The 20,773-nt window shown below is 47.0% G+C and carries 13 protein-coding genes; 11 read left to right on the top strand and 2 right to left on the bottom strand.

Translation table 11 applies throughout. The annotated features are described in order from the left end of the window. Positions 1-13 precede the first annotated feature (13 nt). The 9 genes from uvrA to nadA all read left to right on the top strand — a co-directional run bounded on the left by uvrA (position 14) and on the right by nadA (position 15,609). Entirely contained in the window at positions 14-2,836 is a 2,823-nt protein-coding gene (uvrA, locus tag BMY75_RS16215; RefSeq protein ID WP_074835987.1) for an excinuclease ABC subunit UvrA, read from the top strand. Between the two features lie 548 nt (positions 2,837-3,384). Beyond that, positions 3,385-4,191: a hypothetical protein gene (locus tag BMY75_RS16210; protein ID WP_074835984.1), complete on the top strand. Its 807-nt coding sequence runs from the start codon at positions 3,385-3,387 to the stop codon at positions 4,189-4,191. Positions 4,192-4,374: 183 nt separating this feature from the next. Further along, entirely contained in the window at positions 4,375-5,544 is a 1,170-nt protein-coding gene (locus BMY75_RS16205) for a hypothetical protein (RefSeq protein ID WP_074835981.1), read from the top strand. Between the two features lie 407 nt (positions 5,545-5,951). Continuing rightward, the gene (locus BMY75_RS16200; RefSeq protein WP_074835976.1) at positions 5,952-6,407 is read left to right on the top strand and encodes a helix-turn-helix transcriptional regulator; all 456 of its coding nucleotides are present in this window, start codon (positions 5,952-5,954) and stop codon (positions 6,405-6,407) included. Between the two features lie 227 nt (positions 6,408-6,634). Then, the gene (locus tag BMY75_RS16195; protein ID WP_074835973.1) at positions 6,635-11,215 is read left to right on the top strand and encodes a hypothetical protein; all 4,581 of its coding nucleotides are present in this window, start codon (positions 6,635-6,637) and stop codon (positions 11,213-11,215) included. Positions 11,216-11,506: 291 nt separating this feature from the next. Next, positions 11,507-12,427 (top strand): PHP domain-containing protein, encoded by a 921-nt coding sequence (locus BMY75_RS16190; protein WP_074835970.1) that lies wholly within the window; start codon positions 11,507-11,509, stop codon positions 12,425-12,427. Between the two features lie 248 nt (positions 12,428-12,675). Next, positions 12,676-13,848 carry an NAD(P)-dependent malic enzyme gene (locus BMY75_RS16185; protein ID WP_074835967.1) on the top strand — a complete coding sequence of 391 codons (1,173 nt, stop codon included), beginning with the start codon at positions 12,676-12,678 and terminating at the stop codon, positions 13,846-13,848. Positions 13,849-13,851: 3 nt separating this feature from the next. After that, the gene (locus BMY75_RS16180; protein WP_074835965.1) at positions 13,852-14,661 is read left to right on the top strand and encodes an exonuclease/endonuclease/phosphatase family protein; all 810 of its coding nucleotides are present in this window, start codon (positions 13,852-13,854) and stop codon (positions 14,659-14,661) included. A gap of 15 nt (positions 14,662-14,676) precedes the next feature. Next, entirely contained in the window at positions 14,677-15,609 is a 933-nt protein-coding gene (gene nadA, locus BMY75_RS16175) for a quinolinate synthase NadA (RefSeq protein WP_074835962.1), read from the top strand. 149 nt (positions 15,610-15,758) lie between these two features. Here the strand turns inward: nadA and BMY75_RS16170 are convergent, their stop codons facing one another. Beyond that, positions 15,759-16,781, bottom strand: coding sequence for a CPBP family intramembrane glutamic endopeptidase (locus tag BMY75_RS16170; RefSeq protein WP_074835959.1), 1,023 nt, complete (start codon positions 16,779-16,781; stop codon positions 15,759-15,761). A gap of 341 nt (positions 16,782-17,122) precedes the next feature. Between BMY75_RS16170 and htpG the strand changes: the two genes are divergently transcribed. Continuing rightward, entirely contained in the window at positions 17,123-19,015 is a 1,893-nt protein-coding gene (gene htpG, locus BMY75_RS16165) for a molecular chaperone HtpG (protein ID WP_074835957.1), read from the top strand. A gap of 222 nt (positions 19,016-19,237) precedes the next feature. On the opposite strand, the gene BMY75_RS16160 is transcribed toward htpG, so the two are convergent. Next, complete coding sequence (locus BMY75_RS16160) at positions 19,238-20,221, bottom strand: Gfo/Idh/MocA family protein (protein ID WP_074835954.1); 984 nt, start codon at positions 20,219-20,221, stop codon at positions 19,238-19,240. Positions 20,222-20,508: 287 nt separating this feature from the next. Between BMY75_RS16160 and BMY75_RS16155 the strand changes: the two genes are divergently transcribed. Continuing rightward, positions 20,509-20,773, top strand: a 265-nt coding sequence (locus BMY75_RS16155; RefSeq protein WP_139199779.1) for a transposase family protein, incomplete at its 3' end; no start/stop codon positions are given.

Below are 20,773 nucleotides of genomic sequence, written 5' to 3'. Positions count from 1 at the left end.
CGGAGTTGATATAATGCCCATTAACGAAATAATCATAAAGGGTGCCAGAGAGCATAACCTTAAAAATGTGGATCTTACAATACCACGTGATAAGCTTATCGTCATGACGGGGCTTTCGGGGTCGGGAAAGAGCTCGCTGGCTTTTGATACGATATATGCGGACGGTCAGAGAAGATATGTGGAGTCACTGTCTTCCTATGCCAGAATGTTCCTGGGGCAGATGGATAAGCCCGATGTTGACAGCATTGAGGGGCTTTCTCCTGCTATATCAATCGACCAGAAAACCACCTCAAAGAACCCGCGTTCGACTGTGGGTACGGTTACGGAGATTTATGACTACCTGCGTCTTTTGTATGCAAGGATAGGTGTGCCACACTGTCCTGTCTGCGGGCGTGAGATAAAACAGCAGACAGCAGATCAGATCGTCGATCAGCTGATGGCGCTGGAAGAGGGTACCAAGATTCAGCTCCTTGCTCCCATAGTCCGCGGAAGAAAGGGTACTCACCAGAAAGAGTTCGAGCAGGCTAAGAAGTCTGGCTACGTGCGTGTTCGTGTGGACGGCATCATCTATGACCTTTCTGAGAATATCGAGCTTGAAAAGAACAAGAAGCACACCATAGAGATAGTGGTGGACAGACTTGTGATAAAGCCCGGCATAAAGTCGAGACTGACAGACAGTATAGAGACTGTATCCTCGCTGACAGGCGGACTTGTTACAGCCGATGTCATAGGCGGCGAGGAAATGACCTTTTCGCAGAACTACGCCTGCCCAGAACACGGTGTATCCATAGGCGAGCTTGCGCCGAGAATGTTCTCGTTCAACAACCCCTACGGTGCCTGCGAAAAGTGTACTGGTCTTGGTGTATTCAAAAAGATAGACCCCGATCTTATAGTGCCTAACAAGAGCCTTTCCATATCCAAGGGCGCTATAAAGGCAAGCGGCTGGAATGTTTCTGACGACAGCTCCATAGCCAATATGTATTTCAGGGCGATATCCGAGGAATACGGTGTTCCGCTGGATAAGCCTGTCAGCGAACTGACAGAGGAACAGCTGGGGCTTTTCCTCTACGGCACAGGCGACCACAAACTGCACCTCAGCCGAGGCAGCAAGTTCTATAAAGCCGAATACGATTCTGCCTTTGAGGGCATAATCCCCAACCTGGAAAGACGCTATAAAGAGTCCAACAGCGAATGGTCAAAGGCTGATATCGAAGCAAATATGACCGAGGAAGCCTGCCCCGCCTGCAAGGGCAGAAGACTTCGCCCCGAAAGCCTGAGCGTGACCGTTGGCGGACTGAATATCGCTGAACTTTGCGATAAGTCCGTGGTGGGCGTGCTGGAATTTATGGACAGCGTTGAACTCACCGACCGCGAAAAGCTGATAGGCGAAAGGATAATCAAGGAGATACGTGACAGGCTGGGATTCCTTGCCAGCGTGGGTCTTGAATACCTGACTCTCTCCCGTGCGGCAGGTACCCTTTCGGGCGGTGAAAGCCAGAGAATACGCCTTGCAACACAGATAGGCTCTTCACTGGTGGGCGTGCTGTATATCCTTGATGAACCCTCCATAGGTCTGCACCAGAGAGATAATGATAAGCTGATAGCTACGCTGAAGCGTCTGCGCGACCTTGGCAATACGCTGATAGTTGTCGAGCATGACGAGGATACCATGTACGCCGCCGACCATATAGTCGATATAGGTCCGGGAGCGGGCATACACGGCGGAGAAGTCGTGGCGCAGGGAACCGTCGAGGAGATAAAAGCCTGCGAAAGGTCCATAACAGGGCAGTACCTCAGCGGACGAAGAAAAATACCCGTGCCCACGGAAAGACGCAAGGGCAACGGCAAATTCCTGACAGTAAAGGGCGCAAGGCAGAATAACTTGAAAAATATCGACGTGAAGATACCGCTGGGAACTTTCACCTGTGTTACAGGCGTTTCGGGCAGCGGAAAAAGTTCGCTGGTGAACGAGATAATCAATAAGTACCTTTCGGCAAAACTCAACCGCGCAAAAACAAGGGCGGGAGATTTCGATAAGATGGAAGGTGTTTCCCATCTCGATAAGGTCATAAATATCGACCAGTCCCCCATAGGCAGAACACCCCGCTCGAACCCCGCGACCTATACAGGGGTCTTCACCGATATCCGCGAGCTTTTCGCCCAGACACAGGACGCTAAGATGAAGGGCTATAACTCGGGCAGATTCTCCTTCAACGTTAAGGGCGGACGCTGTGAAGCCTGCGAGGGCGACGGCATAATCAAGATAGAAATGCACTTCCTGCCCGATGTTTACGTGCCCTGCGAAGTCTGCGGCGGAAAGAGATATAACCGTGAAACGCTGGAAGTAAAGTATAAGGGCAAGAACATCTATGATGTGCTGGAAATGACAGTCGAGGAGGGCGTGCAGTTCTTCACGAATATGCCGAAGATACAGCGCAAACTTCAGACCCTTTACGAAGTAGGTCTTGGGTACGTGAAGATAGGTCAGCCCGCGACAACACTTTCGGGCGGTGAAGCACAGCGCGTGAAGCTTGCAACCGAGCTTGCGAAACGTGCAACAGGACGCACCATATATATCCTGGATGAGCCCACAACAGGTCTGCATACAGCGGATGTCCATAAGCTGATAGAAGTACTGCAAAGGCTCGCCGATGCGGGAAATACAGTGCTTGTTATAGAGCATAACCTTGATGTGATAAAGACAGCCGACCATATCATCGACCTTGGCCCCGAGGGCGGCGATAAGGGCGGTACGGTCGTATGTACTGGTACACCTGAGGATATCGCGAATTGTGCAGAGAGCTATACGGGAATGTATCTGAAGAAGATGCTGTAAATAGCAAACTATGGGAAACTGCCAAGGAAGAGAGCTTTGGGTCAAGCCTTTCGCGAAAGGCTTGCGGATGAGCACACAGTCAGCAAAGCTGACTGTTAGAGGCAGAGCCTCTCGGTCAAGGCGCAAAAGCGACGCGGCAACCAAGCAATAAATAGCACAACAAACTCACGCCCCAAAAAGGCGCGGCAATATCCAAATTTCCGAGCGTATGCGACCGTATGCATACGCTCAAACTATTTGCGTAAATTATTGCCGCGCCCGCTGTCAAACAGCGAAGCCACAGCCGACGCAGTCGCTGTTATTTGACAGCTCGACCCGAGGTACGAGGGGCGACCCTCCCCGCCACAGTAAGTTCAAACACAAATGTTCCACGTGGAACATTTGTTTGAAGGTGAGCGGCTTGATATCGTTAGGTCAGAAACTGTACAATAAAACTCCCAGAATAGGAATGGAACAACGATTTTAAGCAAAATATTATTGACTGCGTATAGTAGCTGTGATATAATCATACTCATAAAACCTGAATTATTAGGAGGGGTCAATACAATATGAAAATCATCAAAAAAATCATTTCGGGCGTAACTGCGCTGGCACTTGCCTGCGGCCTATCAATGTCTGCATCGGCTGAACTTTATGAGGGTCAATCAAGGGCTTACAAAGGCGTAGGCTATATGGCTAAGTACGAGGTTGTCTCTGTTAATGGATATTATACCACGGTTAAGATCACGCTGAAAAATACAAGCAAGAAAAAGATAAACCACTGGGCGGTAGCACTTAAAAAAGTACCATGGAAATTACATAACTTTGAGAATTGCAGGATATTCAATCCGCATGATGTGTTTTCGGTATACACTTCGATAACGGACTGCGGAACTAACGCTTCTTTAGCCCCGGATGAGTGTGTTTCCTTCTGCTATACAATGGAGGATCGGTACGGTCAAGCTAAACTTCCCGAAAGGATATTGGCTTACTCCGATCTTGACAAATCCAACACTGTTGAAGAACTGAACAAAGCTGCCAAGGAATGTTGTGAGTATGCCGACTATATTCTCAGGTATTACCCCGATCCTGCCACAGCAATGGATGATGCATTCAGGGAAGGGGTGTATGAAAAGTCGCAAAAAGGGATGAAAACAGGCTACACTTACGAGTACAAGGCAAGAGGAGATGAAGTGATAAATATCGCAGCATCGCAGTATGCCCGCGGCGATATAAGCGCATATCTTGGCAGGACAAAAATCAACGGTGTGGACTGTTTGTTTGTTCAGATCAGAGATGACAGGACGGGCAAGATAGGTCAGTATCCTAACCCGACAGACGGCACTGCCGAATGGGGCAAGTTTACTCAGAACTGAGATCAGCACGATAATACCCACCACAGCACGTCCGTAAATCGATCAGCTGTACAATAAAGCTCCCAGTAGCGGTGTGAAACAGGGCTATTAGTCAAAATTATATTGACAGCAGATCCGAACTGTGATATAATCATAGGCGTGAGATTTAAATGATAATGCTCACAAGATACAGGAGGGTTAAAAATGAAAATCATCAAAAAGATCATGTCAGGCGTAACTGCTCTGGCACTTGCCTGCGGACTTTCACTCACCGCATCGGCTGAACTTAAAGCAGGCGACTATAAGGCTTACAAGGGCACAGGCTATCTGGCTAAGTACGAGGTGCTTTCCGTTAAGGACGGCAAAAGCACCGTTAAGGTGACACTGAAAAACACCACCAAGAAAAAGATAAACAACTGGGCAGTAAGGTTTGCGAACTATGCCGATATAGAAGGCGTAAAGAACGGCAAGCTATTCAGTCCCGATTATTGGATGTTCCGCATAATCAAGGATGACGGCACTAATGGTTCTGTTGCACCGAATGAATGTGTATCGTTCAGCTTTACCATGACGGATCCCGGCAATAGTTCCGATATTCCCGTGGGGATAACAGTCTACTCGGATCTTGACAAATCAAACTCTGTCAAAGACCTGAACAAAACTGCATTTGCCTGCTATAATGGTATTGACCAAATTCTCAATGATTACAAAGCCAAGGGTGTTTCATTCGATGAGTGTTTCAAAAACGGGGTATTTGCGAATTTAAATTCCAAGGACGGCATGAAGACAGGGTTTAACTATAAATACAGATCTGAGACCGACAGGGAGATAAATGCCTTAGCATCGATGTTTTCACGCGGCAATATAAGCGTTTACGTTGGCAGGACGGAAATTGACGGCGAGGATACTTACTTTGTTCAGGCAAAGGATAACAGGACGGGAAAAGTAGGTCAGTATCCGCGCTGGACAGACGGCACTGCTGAATGGGGAACATTTGACCTGGATGCGCCTTTATACAACAAGAATTACAGCGAATCTCATCTTAATTCCGCAGCTAGGAATGTACATGAGAGTGTGGAGGATTATCTGAATGCTGAAGGTCTTGATTATCAGAGCCTCCTTGAAAACGACGATTTTCAGGCTGCTTCAAAGGAAGGTCTGAAGATAGACGTGAAAGCATCTCTCACCGGCTGCGACAAGATCATCAACGATAAATTGAAATTCAATTATGAGGGTATGATCGTATATGTGAGCAAGATGCCATCTGATTATTACAGCCATTCTCATTTAGTGACAGATTTCTTTGTTAAAACAGAGGATCCTGCAACAGGAAAGACAGGTCAGTATCCGCAATCTGAACTTGTACTGCGTTAAGAAATACGGAGTACGTAAGACACAAGATCAAATTTCAAATTAAATAATATAAGCGGGCGGTCACATATTTCGCGGGTGTGCGGGATGTGACTGCCCACTGTTTTTGTATGCGAGTATATGCTGATGGATGCAAATGTTCCACGTGGAACATTTGTTTGATGGTGAGTGTTCCAAAAGATACCACCGTATACGGTCGTATTGGTTGGTAGGGCTTTCGTAGCGGTTTGGGTCAGTGGTATACGATGGCATGGGCTCGTATTTATGCACAAAAATCAACGTGAGGATTTGTGACAGTCAAAGGAGTTATGTGAAAATTTGGAGAAAATTTGATACAGGTGTTGACAAATTGGGATATATAGTGTAAAATTACACCATAAAAGTAAACCGACACGAATTGGGGTGATATAATGAACCGTGATGAATTCATCAGTATGATGAGCCGGAATCTTAAACTGGTGAGGACGGAGTTTGAACTCAATCAGGATAAAATGGCGCATTGTCTGGGGATATCGAAGAAAACTCTGGTGGAGATAGAAAAAGGAAGAACTCTGCTGGGGTGGACGGGTTCGGCGGCGCTGGCTGTTATATTTTCGGACAGCACTGTTTTGCAGAATGCTTTCGGCGGAGAGATGAGCGACCTGGTAAAGGCGCTGGCTTTTGATGATACTACCATAAACTTTCGTCAGACTCATGGCGGCAAGGTATGGTGGCGGCAGATAGAATCTACCGATAAATGGAAGATACAGCAGAACTACATATCTCAGCACTACCGCCTGCTTACTGCGGGGGACAGATGTGTATATTCATCGTTCCATCTGGAGAAAGTCAGGAAAGCGGCGGCGGAGTATGAGCAGGGGCTGTGATGACAGGACTGTAAAAGCGGACAAAAATAAAGCAGATACTTTGTGCAGAATGACACCATAAAAAGAGAAGAGACAAAACGTATAATTATAGTAAGGGCTTTAAAAACGCCATCAACGTGAAAAATTAAAGCTCTGTAGCCTTGAATATTTGTGAACTGTATGTTATAATATATAGAACAAAAATTTTTAAAGTACTTTCCCCTTGAATGGGGCAAAGGGGTGAAACTATGCTTTTTATAATATTATGGGTGCTATCGCCGATAGTATTGATACCTATGTGTATCAGTTCTTCATCGAAGCGCAAAAAGATGGACCGCTTCATTGGACGGCTGTACAGAGAAAACAGAATAAACTCGGTGGAGAGGTTCTCGCTTAGAACAGATGATGAAGCCAACGGCAATAGCCGTTACAGTTATGGGCAGAGGAACGATGGTGCTTTCTTCAGGGACGAGGCTCGCAACACTTACGGGCAGAAGGGCATTCAGAACGATGTGAGAAATGTTGGGTATGTTCCGAAGCCAAAGCAAGATCCTGCGGCAGCGCAGAATGCTCCCGTTATGCAGGAGAATGCCTCGGCGGTGCAGAACGTTTCTGCGGTACAGGAAAATACGGCAGCACAGGCGGCTGTTACTGCTGCTGAACAGGCTGAAAGACAGCCTCAGCACCATCACAGCGGCGTTGACCTTGTAAAGCATGACGATGCTGAAAAGAATATCGGTACGGGAACTGTCGGTGAGACAGCTTCTCAACCTGCAGAGGAAAATCCTGTTCGGGAAAGACCTGCGGAAGAAAAGCCTGCACAGGAGATGCCTGCAGCGGCAGTACATACTATGCCCGAACAGCGTGCAGTACCGATGTCTTCTGCGGAATACAACAACAGACAGCCTCTGCCGGACTGGGCAAGACCTCAGGTTGTACAGAGACCTCTGCATACGCCGAGACCGAAGCGGGAGAAGAAGCAGTACAGCTCGGCGGCGGTGCTTACAGGTATTGGTATAACCTTTGTGGCTTTGGCAGGTATCATATTCTCAAGAGCCTTCTGGGTACAGATGAGCGACTGGACGAGAGTAGGCGTGCTTGCAGGACAGGCAGTACTGTTCTTTGCGATGTTCGGCTTTGCGCATAAGAAACTTAAGATCGAGGGCACTGCGGCTGCGGTATACATACTGGGCTCGGTGTTCGCGACAATATCATACATAACCATGGGATACTTCGGACTTCTTGGAGCCTGGTTCGGCTTCGAGGGCGGAGGAATGATGCTGTTCCTTGCCATGGGCGCTTTGCTGGTGACCTTCTTCTCGGCGGGCGCGATGAAAGTATTCTCCAAACCTTTCTGCGAATATGCAGCAAGCGTTTCTATGGCTGTTTCGGGCACGCTGGTGCTGGCACAGTTCGCTAATTATTTTGAATACAACAGATATGCGGCTTTCTCCATGATGACCTCAGCGGCGGGGCTGCTGGCATCGATAGTATTCTACGGAAAAAGATCAGCGGGCGGAAATACATCAAAGCCTGTTGAGATAACCTACAAGCTGGTAAAGGCAGTGTATGCGGTGATCGCTGCGCCCTGCCTGATAGCTGACCTTAACGGCAGGGCCGAAGGTTCGGGCTGGTCATTCTTCGGCTGGGGCTTATGGCTGATATACACAGGGGAGACACTCTGGCACGCTATACGCAAAAAGAGCGAGAAAATGCTGGCTTTCCATGCAATATTTATACTGTTGGGTGCTTTCAGTCTGTGTCTGACACTGGACGATTATCATCTGTTCGCACTGCTGATAACAGTATTCTCGGCTACGGGCAGCTGGGCATATATCTGCCTTGACAAGAAGAAAGCTCTTATTTTCAGAGCGGATAAGGTTCACGCTGTTATGCGTGTGATCTTTGCTATGATATGCCTGCCTGTGCTGTTCAGTCACCCTGTTGACAGCTGGGTACATCTGGCTACTATCATTATCTGGCTGGTGGATTTTGCGGCTATGGCTTCGTACTACAGGAGTCAGTATCTGCTGATACCTCAGTGTGCGGCGGTGCTGAGCCTGGCATACGAGCTGATGTACAAGCTGGATCACTCGTCTGTGATAAACGGCGATGAGATCGCTTCGCTGGTAATACTGGCGGCAGGAATTCTGGGTACTGCACTGTACAGATATCTTGAACGCAAGGGAAAGATATTCGTTAAGGCAAACGCCATAAACGTTATCATGAGGGTGCTGATGGGTCTGCCTGCTATGATATGTCTTCTGGACGATCTGCGCAGATGGGACGGATACTGCTGGGCTATGTGCCTGCTGCTTATCGCGGAACTTAGCGGCTACGCTGTGCTTTACCGCAGACAGCGTGAGATATTCTTCCGCTTTGCATTTGTATCAGCGGCGATATTCGTGCTGATACCCAATAACTTCTATGCATACGGCATGGAGAAAGCACATCTTTACGCGCTTATAATGTTCGGGATAAGTGTGGTATGCACTGCTGTATACAAGGCGCTTGTACATTACGACAAGGCTCTTTTCAGGGCTAAAGAGTTTATCTACTCTTCAAAGGCTGTTATCGGTTTTGGCTGTGTGACACTGGTTTACGGCGATCTGATATCATATGAAAGATTCAGCTGGGTATCATGGGTGCTGATGAGCGGCATGGCAGCTGAGACACTGGTCTATGCTATCATCAAAAAGAGTCCGGGACTGCTCTTTATCCACAACATATTTATCGCCTTTATGCTCTTTGAGTGCAGGGCACTTATGGATGACAATTTAGTCTTCACACTGTTCGTGACAGCGCTTCTCGCGGTGCTGACTATGGTATACTTCACACTGGAGAAGAAGGACAAGCTGAGATTCACGGCTTTGAGTTCCATAATACTTATGCGCAGTATTTTCGGGCTTTTTGCACTTTCGTACATGATAAAATGTTTCGGCAGCTGGAACTGGGAGTGCTTCGGCTTAGGCATTATAATCGCTATGGAACTGCTGTACTACGGAATAATTTACCGCAACCAGAAAATACTTGCTTTTGAGATGATCGCACTGACATACGCTTTCTGGCAGATAGGACTCTATGCGAACAGCTTCTCTGTATTCGCGCTGATATGCTGTCTCGTGGTTGCATCCGGTTCGCTGGCGGATCATTTCCTGAAAAAGAAGCGCTTTGAAGCAGGACTTCTTATCGCGTGCACAAGAGTGGTATACATGATGTTCTACATTCTTATGCTTATAGTAGAGTACCCTGATTTCAGCTGGATGTCTATAGCGGTATGGACTATCCTTCCTGCTGAGATGATATTCTACGGCATCAGGAGCAAGAACAGCCTGTTCATACATCTTCAAAGCCTTGAACTGCCTGTGCTGTTCTATGTACTTAGCTGTATTATAGGTGACAAGCTTGGCGGCGGTTACAACAATACTTTCATATTCACGATGTTCATAGCTGCGGCACTGGCTGTTTACTACATCATACCCGCAGTATTTACACCTATGGCAGATATACTGTACACGGCTGTACTGTTCGGTCTGGCAATACAATTGCTTCACGGTGCGGCACTGCCCTACGGCATTTTTGCAATGGCAGTGGCAGCGGTATTCATAGCTGTACAGGCATTCACCGAGAACCACAAGCAGTCGCGTTTCATGCAGGTGTTCCTGCCTGTGCCCGAGATAGTTACAGCGGTGATGCTTTCGGGATATCTCGAAAGAGTGTACGGTATGCACTGCAAAACTCTTTCACTGGGAATATGCGCAGCTGCGCTGTGTGCGGGTGCGTTCGCATTCGGTTTCGGAAATGCGGAAGAGAAAAAGTACAGGATAATGAGATACGCACTGGAGATAGGTGCAGGTGTTTCACTGCTGATGTCTTACAGCATAAGGCGCGACCTTACGGCGGCACTGATAGTAACCATCGTAAGCGTACTGCTGTATGCTGTGATACATTCTTCACGCAGCAATTACCATGCTATACTCCCTCTGCTGGCCATATTCATGGGCGCTAAGCTTACCGCACGCGCTATATGGTATGACCCAATGTGTGAGGGAAATGCAGTCGTACTGTTCTCCATCTTTATGACTGCTGTGTTTGCGATAGTTTCAAGAACAGTATTCGCGGAAAGCATAACCAAGCATGAAAACGGAAGATCTCAGGTCGATATGTCACATTTCGGCATACTGCTTTGTGTACTCAGCTGTTTCACGGAGAGCATGATGTTCTCGCCGAGGGCAAGACTTTTCATCGCTCTGCTTGAACTGGCAGCATTCTCAGCTAACTGCATACGCCGTTCGACAGACAATAATATAAACAGGACAGCGATGACCTGCGCGGCTGGCTTTGTGGGCGCTGCACTTATCGTAAGACCTTTCATGAGGTTCGAGACTGCCAGCGTATTTACCGCAAAGGTGATGCTGCTGATAATCGTAGCTTTCGGTATGGCTGTAAAGAAGATCTGGAAAGATGATAAAAAACTGTCATCAGAGTTCAGTCAGGCGGTATACATGGCGGCATTCCTGCTGCTTATCATGGACGGTCTGATGAACCAGTCGCTGACGAATTCGCTGATAGTGCTCTGCACTTCGCTGGTACTGCTGATATTCTCTTTTGTTAAGAAGACAAGGCGCTGGTTCCTGGTATCGGCTGCTGCACTGCTGGGACTTACCCTTTACATCACAGGCGATTTTCTCTCGGCTGTGGCATGGTGGGCATACCTCCTGCTTGCGGGCGTACTGCTGATAACAGTTGCCGCGGTAACTGAGTATATGCGCCAGCGTGCGGCAAAGAATCCCAACGAAGAAAGATTCTTTGTTGACTGGAAATGGTAGTATACCGATAATAACGAATATATGGGCGCTTCTGCTGTGATACGGCGGAAGCGCCTTTTGTTTAGAAAAAAGCGCAAAATGCGGAAAATTCAATAAATACCATAATTTTACTGTGCAGTGCAGACAAAAATAGCATATCTATTTTGTGCAGAATGGCGTTGTAAATGATTGATTTGTGGTAATTTCTCAAAAATACTTGCATGATGTTTGAAATTATGGTATAATAATATGGTCGTATATATTTGAATTTTTATGTACAACGCATATTTTACGATATGGAGGTTAACTGATATGAAAGGCGATCTGCATTGTCATACAACCCTTTCGGACGGTTCACTGGGCATAGAGGAGGTTATCGCGCAGGCTAAGCGCATGGGACTGGATTTTCTTGCCATAACCGACCATGATACTTTGTCATCATCAAGCCGTGCGCAGATACTCGGCGACCGCTACGGCGTTAAAATAATACAGGCAGTGGAGCTTTCCGCATGGGACAAGAAGCGCAACGAAAAGGTGCATATCCTTTGTTACGCGCCTCAGAAGCCTAACAGGCTCGAAGGTCTGTGCCTGAAATCATGCCAGATAAGGACCGAGTGCGCCAAGGATATGATAAACAAGGTGATGGAGCGCTTTCCGATACCAAGGGACGCTGTGATGAAGTACACCAAGGGTTCAAAAAGCATATATAAATCGCACATCATGCGTGCACTGATAAGCTACGGCTATGCCACCGAATTTTACGGTTCGGTGAATGACAGGCTGTTCTCTTATCCAAGGGGCGAGTGCCTTGTTACGAGAGAGTATCCCGATGTTAATTTTGTGCTTGACCTGATACACTCTTCAAAGGGTGTGGCTGTTATGGCTCATCCGCATATGTTCGGCAATATCGAGCTTATGAAAGAGCTTGTGGAGGCTGGCAAGCTTGACGGCATAGAGTGCTTCCACGTTTCTGCCACCGATACACAGCAGAGGGCACTGAAGAAGTACGCCGAAGAGCACGACCTGATAGTTACGGGCGGTTCGGATTTCCACGGACTTTATAACAGCACCATGACCCATATCGGCAAGTTTACCACCGATGAGGAAAATCTTGAAAAGCTGTTCAGGCTGATACATCAGAATGCGAAAAAGGCTAAGAAAGTCGGCGAGGCTTCGGATATTCAGGCTAAGGAGGATACAACTCCTGCGGAGGAAACTTCGGAAGAGGAATAATATAGAAAAATCAAAAGGACAGCTTCGGCTGTCCTTTTTAGTGTAAGAAAAGGTGTGGGAGATGCCAAGGAATGGAGCTTTGTCAGTATCCGCTAGTTTGCTTGTTTGCTATGTGCGTGGCTTTTTCTGTTTTTTGTTCCGCGGTATCTTTACATTTTCGGGAATATATGTTATAATGGTCGGGAACGTAATTGTTTCAGCGGCTGTGTGCCGTTATCTATGAAATGTATCGAAAGGAAGTTATTCAAATGAACGTTATGGAAGAATCCTTACAGCTCCACGAACAGTGGAAAGGCAAGATAGAGGTAATATCAAGGACTAAGATCAATAATGCCCGTGACCTCACACTGGCTTATACCCCCGGTGTTGCTCAGCCTTGCCTGGAGATCGAAAAGGATCCCGACCTCAGCTATGTTTACACCCGCCGTGCTAATCTGGTGGCTGTTATCACTGACGGTTCTGCTGTACTGGGTCTCGGCAATATAGGTCCTGAGGCTGGTATGCCCGTTATGGAAGGCAAGTGCGCTCTGTTCAAGGAGTTTGCTGATGTGGACGCTTTCCCTCTCTGCGTAAGGAGCAATGACGTTGATGAGATAGTTAATACTGTTGCTATGATAGCAGGCAGCTTCGGCGGAATAAACCTTGAGGATATCGCTGCACCCCGCTGCTTCGAGATCGAGGCTAAGCTGAAAGAGCGCGTTGATATCCCTGTATTCCATGACGATCAGCACGGTACTGCTATAGTTGTGGGCGCTGCTATGCTCAATGCCTGCAAGCTGACAGGCAGAGATATCGGCAGCCTGAAAGTTGTTATGAGCGGTGCTGGCGCTGCTGGCTGTGCTATTGCAAAGTTCCTGATGAGCCTGGGCGTTAAGGATATAATCATGCTGAACTCCAAGGGCATCATCTGCGAGGGTGACGATATCAAGAACCCTGCACAGGCTGAAATGGCAAAGATAACCAACCGTGAGCATCTCCGCGGCGGTCTGGCTGACGCTATGAAGGGCGCAGACGTATTCGTAGGCGTATCCAAGCCCGATCTTGTAACTGCTGATATGGTAAAGAGCATGAATCCTGATCCTTTCATATTTGCTATGTCCAACCCTGTTCCCGAGATTATGCCCGATGTTGCAAAGGCAGCAGGCGCATACATCGTTGGTACAGGCAGATCCGACTTCCCGAACCAGATAAACAACGTTGTAGCTTTCCCCGGAATCTTCAAGGGTGCGCTGGCAGTACGTGCAAGCGATATCAATGAGGAGATGAAGCTGGCAGCAGCTTATGCTATAGCTTCCTGCGTTCCCGATGACAAGCTGTGCCCCGAGTTCGTACTCCCCGATGCATTTGACAGAGCAGTACCCGTGGCAGTTGCCGAAGCAGTTGGCAAGGCTGCAAGAGAGAGCGGAGTTGCAAGAATATAAGCTGTGATAACTTCGTGGAATGTTAATCAGTTTTTCGGAGCAGAGAACTGGACGAAGCTGACAGATGATGAAAAACTTGGATATTGGAAAAACAAAGACTATATGCAAAAAGCTTTTGATTTTATATTATCTAAGTTGGCTAAGCCTGATGATCTTGTAATATTGAATGAGGTTCCAAATACTAAACAAAAGAATTATGATGTTTTCAAAAAGCAGTTTACGGCTTTTTACAAAAAGAATAAACTGACTGTTATTGAACCTTTGAATTGTCCTGCTTCGTATGGCAAAACGGTTGCCATATGCCAAAATGGCAGTTATGAGCGGTGTTATGATGAGATCATCGATCTGGAGTTTGGTTCCTACAGAAACCGTATCTTAGCGGTTCGTGGCTCGGCGTGTCCGCAGGAGATAGTTTTTGGTGTACATATACCTATATATGAAAGTTCAAAACAGCCTAATTCGGTTGCTCTGTGGAATAGTCTGATACTGACACATCGCAAAATAAGCGAAAAAGGGAATCGGATAATTTATATCGGAGATATAAACACTTATCAGCTGGGTACGGTAAACAAAAACAAGCTTATAGAGTTTATGTCGGAAGGTCTTGTGGACTTCTGGCTTGAAAAGGGTCACAGTCACAACAGAGCTACTTTTAATGCTGATACCCGAATAGACTACGCGCTTGTCACAGATAAGGACTATTCTGCACTTGCGAAGAAATATGACATGGAAATTGATGATTCCACAAGAGAGGGCGATAAGCCGCTCTCCGACCATTCCGCGATAATACTGAAAGAAAAAACCAAAACCTAAAAGAGGGTGAATAAAATGATCAGAGATATTCAGGATCAGATAATCAAACTTAAAAAAGAGCACGATATCTGTATACTTGCACACAGCTATCAGGCGGCTGAGATAGTCGAGATAGCTGATATCACAGGCGACAGCTACAAACTTAGCGTGGAGGCTGCAAAGGTCCAGAACAAGAATATCCTTATGTGCGGAGTGCATTTCATGGCGGAGACCGCTAAGATGCTTTCGCCTGAGAAGAGGGTATTTCTTGCCAACGGCGGCGCTGGCTGTCCTATGGCTGAACAGATGGAGCCTGAGATGATACGCGGTCTTAAAAAGGACGAGCCCGACCGCAAGGTGGTATGCTATATCAACACTACCGCTGCGCTTAAAGCAGAGTGCGATGTCTGCGTTACTTCATCTTCCGCTGTGAAGATAGTTAAGAATATGGACGCTGACAAGATACTGTTCATACCCGACTGCAATCTGGGTACATTTGTGGCTAACGAATGTCCCGATAAGGATATAATGCTCCTCAAAGGCGGCTGTCCTGTGCATGCTGCGATCACTGTTGACGAGGTCGAGGAAGCGCGTGCGGCTCACCCGAATGCAAAGCTTCTGGTACACCCCGAGTGCAAGCCCGCAGTTACAAAGCTGGCTGACTATGCAGGCTCTACGGCTGATATCATGAGATACGCCGCTGAGAGCGATTCACGCGAATTCATAATCGGCACTGAGATCTCTATAAAGGAACATTTGCAGTATAAGTTCCCAGAAAAGAGGTTCTATGACCTGTCCAAGCGCCTTATCTGCCCGAATATGAAGCTGACCACCCTTATGGACGTTTACGGCAGCTGTAAGGCGATAGGCGGCGACAGCAGTTTCGATGTGACCGAGATCGAGATGAGCGATGAGCTTATCGCCAAGGCAAAAGGCTGTATAGATGAGATGATAAGGCTTTCCAAATAAAGGAAAGCAGAGGTAAATTTCAAGGAGGAGAGCTTTTGGTCAAGGCGCCCAAGCGACGCAGTCACCGCTAACAAAAATCCGAGCGTATGCAAAACCAATGCATACGCTCTTTCTGTTTGCGTAAAATTATTGCCGCGCCGAAGCTCTGTTTACGCAGCGTTGCTTTCTACCAGATCTTCGATTATTCTTATGATCAGTATCGCCAGATAGATGATGACTGCGGGTCTGGTGAAGATGGTCTTCATGACCGATCTCTTCTCGTTTTGTGTCTGTCCGTCAGCAGTGCTGAATGCACTGGCTCTGGTCAGAAGTACGTAGAATCCGATAACTGCGGCGAGTATCTGCATGATACTGCTGACGGTGGAGGTATAGGCGAATCCCGCAGCTTTGCCAAGGGTGGAGAAGCTTACAACGATATTATTCAGCGAGTGTATCACCAGCGAGGGCATTATCGAATTACAGCTTACTGCTATGCAGGCATACATAAGTCCTGTACCGAAAGCGGCTACTGCCTGGGGGATATTTCCGTGCATAAGTCCGAAGCACAGCGCTGAGAAGAATATGGCAGGAAATTCGCCGTATTTTGAAAGTGCGCCCAGTATCATTCCACGGTAGACTATCTCTTCAATAAGGGGTGCCATTATGCCAACATAAAGGAACTGCATCACTACAGCCGCCGTTGATGGCTTGTCTATGGAGAAATCAGCCTCGGGTATGGTAACGCCTGCCGTATCCATGAAACTCACGAATATTGCCACTATGGCTGACATAACTATATTCATCACGAAGCAGGCGGGGAAGTATCTCACGCCTGTTTTTGCACCCTTGACCGAGGGCTTTAGATAGCCGCGAAAGCTGAATCCCAGCACTATCCAGCCAAACAGCATGGTAAGTATAAGGGCTGAGGTCGTCAGCGATATATTCATCAGCATGGCGTAGGTGGTTGTGGATATCGTATCTTTGTAGTCGCTTTTCAGTATATCGATGGAATTGTTGTATGAGTGAAATTTACCGGAAAGTACGCGGCAGGTCAAGATATAGCCGGGTATGCTCATGACAGTAAGAAAGACCCTGTATAATATCAGCATGACACCGAGTTTAAGGCAGTCTGTTTTCAGTGGGCTGAACCGCTCACCGCTGTCAGGCTGTATATAGATAACTTCGTTGTTCAAATATATGTCAGCTCCTTTTGGATATATAGATTCAGTATAGCACATTTTTAACCAAAAGTAAAGCCCTCGCCCTCGCGCGGGTACGCGTTTCCCTCACCCGAAAGACAGCTTAAAAGATAACTTATGTTTGGTTCGGGGGCAGACTTACTTAGGGGAGATAACGAGAAACAATTATACCACAAAAGGTTCATTTATATAAATGTTTCTAAAGTGTAAATAAATAACTGATATTTTGTGTAACCTCTTGCAATTTCATGTATATGAGGTATAATATATTTAGCACTCGGATATACTGAGTGCTAAAATATTTACTGAAATAATTTTTAAGGAGCTGAAATATAATGGAAACCAAGCAGTTCAAAGCGGAGTCTAAAAGACTTCTGGATATGATGATAAACTCCATCTATACTCACAAGGAGATATTCCTGAGAGAGATAATCTCAAATGCCAGCGACGCTATCGACAAGCTGTATTTCAAGTCCCTGACCGATACAAGCGTTGGTCTCAACAAGGACGATTTTGCTATACAGATAAAGGCTGACAAGGAAGCCAAGACCCTTACTGTTGAGGATAACGGTATCGGTATGACTGAGGAAGAACTGGAAAACAATCTGGGTACTATCGCACAGTCTGGTTCTCTTGCTTTCAAGACAGATAATGACCTTGGCGAGGACGTTGATATCATCGGTCAGTTCGGTGTAGGTTTCTATTCTACTTTCATGGTAGCCAAGGAAGTTCGCGTGCTGACAAAGGCTTACGGCAGCGACAAGGCTTTTCTGTGGAAGTCAAACGGTGTTGACGGCTACACCATCGAGCCTGCTGAGAAGGAGACTGCGGGTACTGTCATCACTATGGTGCTTAAAGAGGATACCGAGGACGAGAAGTATTCGGAGTACTGCGAGACATGGCGCGTACAGCAGCTGGTAAAGAAGTATTCTGACTATATCCGTTTCCCAATAAAGATGGATGTAGAGCATTCCAACTATGCTGAGGAGGGCGAGGAGCCTACTGTTACCATCGAGACAGAGACACTCAACAGCATGACACCTGTATGGAAGAAGAACAAGAGCGAGCTGACCGATGAGGACTACAACAAGTTCTACTCCGAGAAGTTCATGGATTATCAGGAGCCTATCGCGCATATCCACTCCAAGAACGAGGGTATAGCTACCTATGACGCTCTGCTGTACATCCCTTCAAAGGCGCCTTTCGATTACTATTCAAAGGACTATGAAAAGGGTTTGCAGCTGTTCTCCAGCGGTGTGCTGATAATGGATAAGTGTGCAGACCTTCTGCCTGACTGGTTCAGCTTTGTAAAGGGTGTAGTTGACAGTGAAGACCTTTCGCTGAATATCTCACGTGAGATGCTGCAGCAGGACAGACAGGTAAAGATAATCGCAAAGAACGTTGAGAAGTCCATAAAGAACGAGCTGGCAAAGCTGCTGAAGAATGACCGTGAGAAGTACGAGAAGTTCTTTGAGGTATTCGGACTCCAGTTCAAGTTCGGCATTTACCAGAGCTATGGCGCTGCGATAGATACTCTGAAAGACCTGCTCCTGTTCAAGTCCACCTTTGAGGACGGCAAGAGCGTAACTCTGAAAGAGTACGTATCCAGAATGAAAGATGATCAGAAGTACATCTACTACGCTTGCGGCGAGACCAAGGAGCGTATCGACAAGCTGCCCCAGATCGAGAAGATCAAGGATATGGGTTACGAAGTGCTTTACATGACTCAGGACGTTGATGATTTCTGCCTTAAGGTAATGCTGAACTACGACGGCAAGACCTTCAAGTCCATCAGCGATGCTGATGTTGATCTTGACACCGAGGAAGAGAAGGAAGAGGTCAAGAAGCTGGACGAGGAGAACAAGGATATGTTCGCCTTTATGCAGGAGACTATCGCTGACAAGGTAAACAAGGTACGTCTTTCCAAGAAGCTGAAATCTCATCCTGTATGCCTTTCCAGCGACGGCGGCATGATATCCATCGAGATGGAGAAGGTGCTGAACTCCATGCCCCAGAATGATGCTAACCGTGTAAAGGCAGACAAGGCACTGGAGATCAACCCCAATCACGAGATATTCGGCAGACTGCAGAAGCTGTATGCTGAGGACAAGGACACCCTGAAAGACTACACCAAGCTGCTGTACGATCAGGCACTGCTGATAGAGGGTCTGTCCATTGATGATCCTGTTGAGTTCGCAAATCTGGTTTGCAAACTGATGATCAAGTAATTCATAATTCATAATTGTTGGCAGGGGCGGGAGTTTCTTGCTTTGTTATGAGGATTGCGAATATATGAGTTTGATGTTCTGAATAATAATGCGCTTATCGCGGATTTGCGGTAAGCGCACTTTTTATGCTCTTAAATTGTCAAGGCATGAAAACTGTGTATGATGCAGACGGACAACAGCAAAACTAACTTTTGCCCTCTGCCAATAATTATGAATTGTGAATTATGAATTCTCCGAAGGGAATCTCAGTCCCCATGTCTTGCGGCATTCGTCCATTATGCGCATGATGGTGAGGGTCTCTTCGGGGGGGACAGCTCGGCTGGTTTTCAGTCCCTCTGCAAGACATTTTTCGGCTTCTCTTATCTCGTATTCGTAGCCGTTTATCTCGGGCGGGAAGAGCCTGTCTTCGACTTGTTTGCCCTCGGCATCATAGAGAGTACATTCGGGGGAGCAGAAGAACCAGTCGCCCATGGTGATACTGCCTTTATCGCCTGCTATGACTGCGTTGTTTCGGTTCTGTATCTCAAATCCGGAAGTGGTCGAAGCGAAAGCGCCGTTGGGATAAAGCAGGGTCACGCTGTTTGAAAGGTCGATGCCGCAGCTGCCGATGTGGGCGTGGGTCTCGATGGAGCTTGGCTCGCCCATAAGCGCCACAGCAAAGGTGATGGGATACACGCCGAGGTCAAGGAGAGCACCGCCTCCGCATTCGGGCTTGAAGAGCCTGTCGTTCTTATCAAAGGGGATAAAGTTGTTGAAATCTGCCTTGATATAGCGGATATCGCCTATACGCCCCTCTTTTATCCACTGTTTGACTTTAAGATAGGCGGGACGCATCTTCATCCACATGGCTTCCATAAGAAAAAGCCCTTTTTCATTGGCTTTTGCGAACATTTCCTCTGCCTGTTTTGCGTTCAGGGCTATGCTTTTTTCGCACAGCACGTTCCTGCCGTTTTCAAGGCACAGCAGAGTGTCCTCGTAGTGCTTGTGCATGGGTGTGGCTATGTAGACGATGTCGATGCTTTCGTCACGGGCAAGCTCCTCATAGCTTCCGTAAGCCTTTTCAAAGCCGAATTCTTCTGCAAAGCTCTGGGCGTTTTCAAGAGTCCTTGAAGCCACTGCCGCCGTCACCGAGTTGTCAAGTCCTTGAAGTGCAGTCGCGAATGTACGGGCTATCTTGCCTGTTCCGATTATGCCCCAGCGTGTCATAAAAACACTCCTTTCAATAATATAATTGTTTAGTCCATTATAGCATACCGTGTGGGTGGTTGTAAAGGATATGACCTGTATTTTTCCCCTTTACACAACAGCCGATGAATATATTTGTTTATTATTTCCCACGGGGTCGAGAATAGGATTTGTTAAATATTTTGCGGGGGGATATCATGCGGGGGACGGGGCTTTATGGCTCTCCCTCAAATATCCGTAAATCTCTTGATTATCCCCCTTAGATATGCTATAATAATATCAATATCATATCAAGGCGGTGATTCTACATGACATCTTTAGATATCAATAAGTTCTTTCCAGAGCAACTTAAAATACAAGAGATTTCTGAAACTAATGAAAAGATCAGCATAGAATTGGAATCTCAGACAAAGCAGGGAATCTGTCCATGCTGCGGCGTTGTCAGCCAAAGTTGTCATGGTACTTATGTAAGAAAAGTACAGGATCTTCCGATGATGGGAAAAGCCGTCATTTTGCAGATAAAGGCTTATGAATACAACTGTGAAGACCCTGATTGTGAAGTTGTTTCTTTTG

This window comes from Hominimerdicola alba (assembly GCF_900109655.1).
GTDB lineage: Bacteria > Bacillota > Clostridia > Oscillospirales > Ruminococcaceae > Hominimerdicola > Hominimerdicola alba_B.
This window is presented reverse-complemented; position numbering and strand designations above follow the sequence as displayed.

What these genes read in the sequence shown, in the direction of transcription:
- uvrA (WP_074835987.1), top strand. Translation starts at nt 14, where the DNA reads ATGCCCATTAACGAAATAATCATAAAGGGTGCCAGAGAGCATAACCTT.
- BMY75_RS16210 (WP_074835984.1), top strand. Translation starts at nt 3,385, where the DNA reads ATGAAAATCATCAAAAAAATCATTTCGGGCGTAACTGCGCTGGCACTT.
- BMY75_RS16205 (WP_074835981.1), top strand. Translation starts at nt 4,375, where the DNA reads ATGAAAATCATCAAAAAGATCATGTCAGGCGTAACTGCTCTGGCACTT.
- BMY75_RS16200 (WP_074835976.1), top strand. Translation starts at nt 5,952, where the DNA reads ATGAACCGTGATGAATTCATCAGTATGATGAGCCGGAATCTTAAACTG.
- BMY75_RS16195 (WP_074835973.1), top strand. Translation starts at nt 6,635, where the DNA reads ATGCTTTTTATAATATTATGGGTGCTATCGCCGATAGTATTGATACCT.
- BMY75_RS16190 (WP_074835970.1), top strand. Translation starts at nt 11,507, where the DNA reads ATGAAAGGCGATCTGCATTGTCATACAACCCTTTCGGACGGTTCACTG.
- BMY75_RS16185 (WP_074835967.1), top strand. Translation starts at nt 12,676, where the DNA reads ATGAACGTTATGGAAGAATCCTTACAGCTCCACGAACAGTGGAAAGGC.
- nadA (WP_074835962.1), top strand. Translation starts at nt 14,677, where the DNA reads ATGATCAGAGATATTCAGGATCAGATAATCAAACTTAAAAAAGAGCAC.
- htpG (WP_074835957.1), top strand. Translation starts at nt 17,123, where the DNA reads ATGGAAACCAAGCAGTTCAAAGCGGAGTCTAAAAGACTTCTGGATATG.
- BMY75_RS16160 (WP_074835954.1), bottom strand. Translation starts at nt 20,221, where the DNA reads ATGACACGCTGGGGCATAATCGGAACAGGCAAGATAGCCCGTACATTC.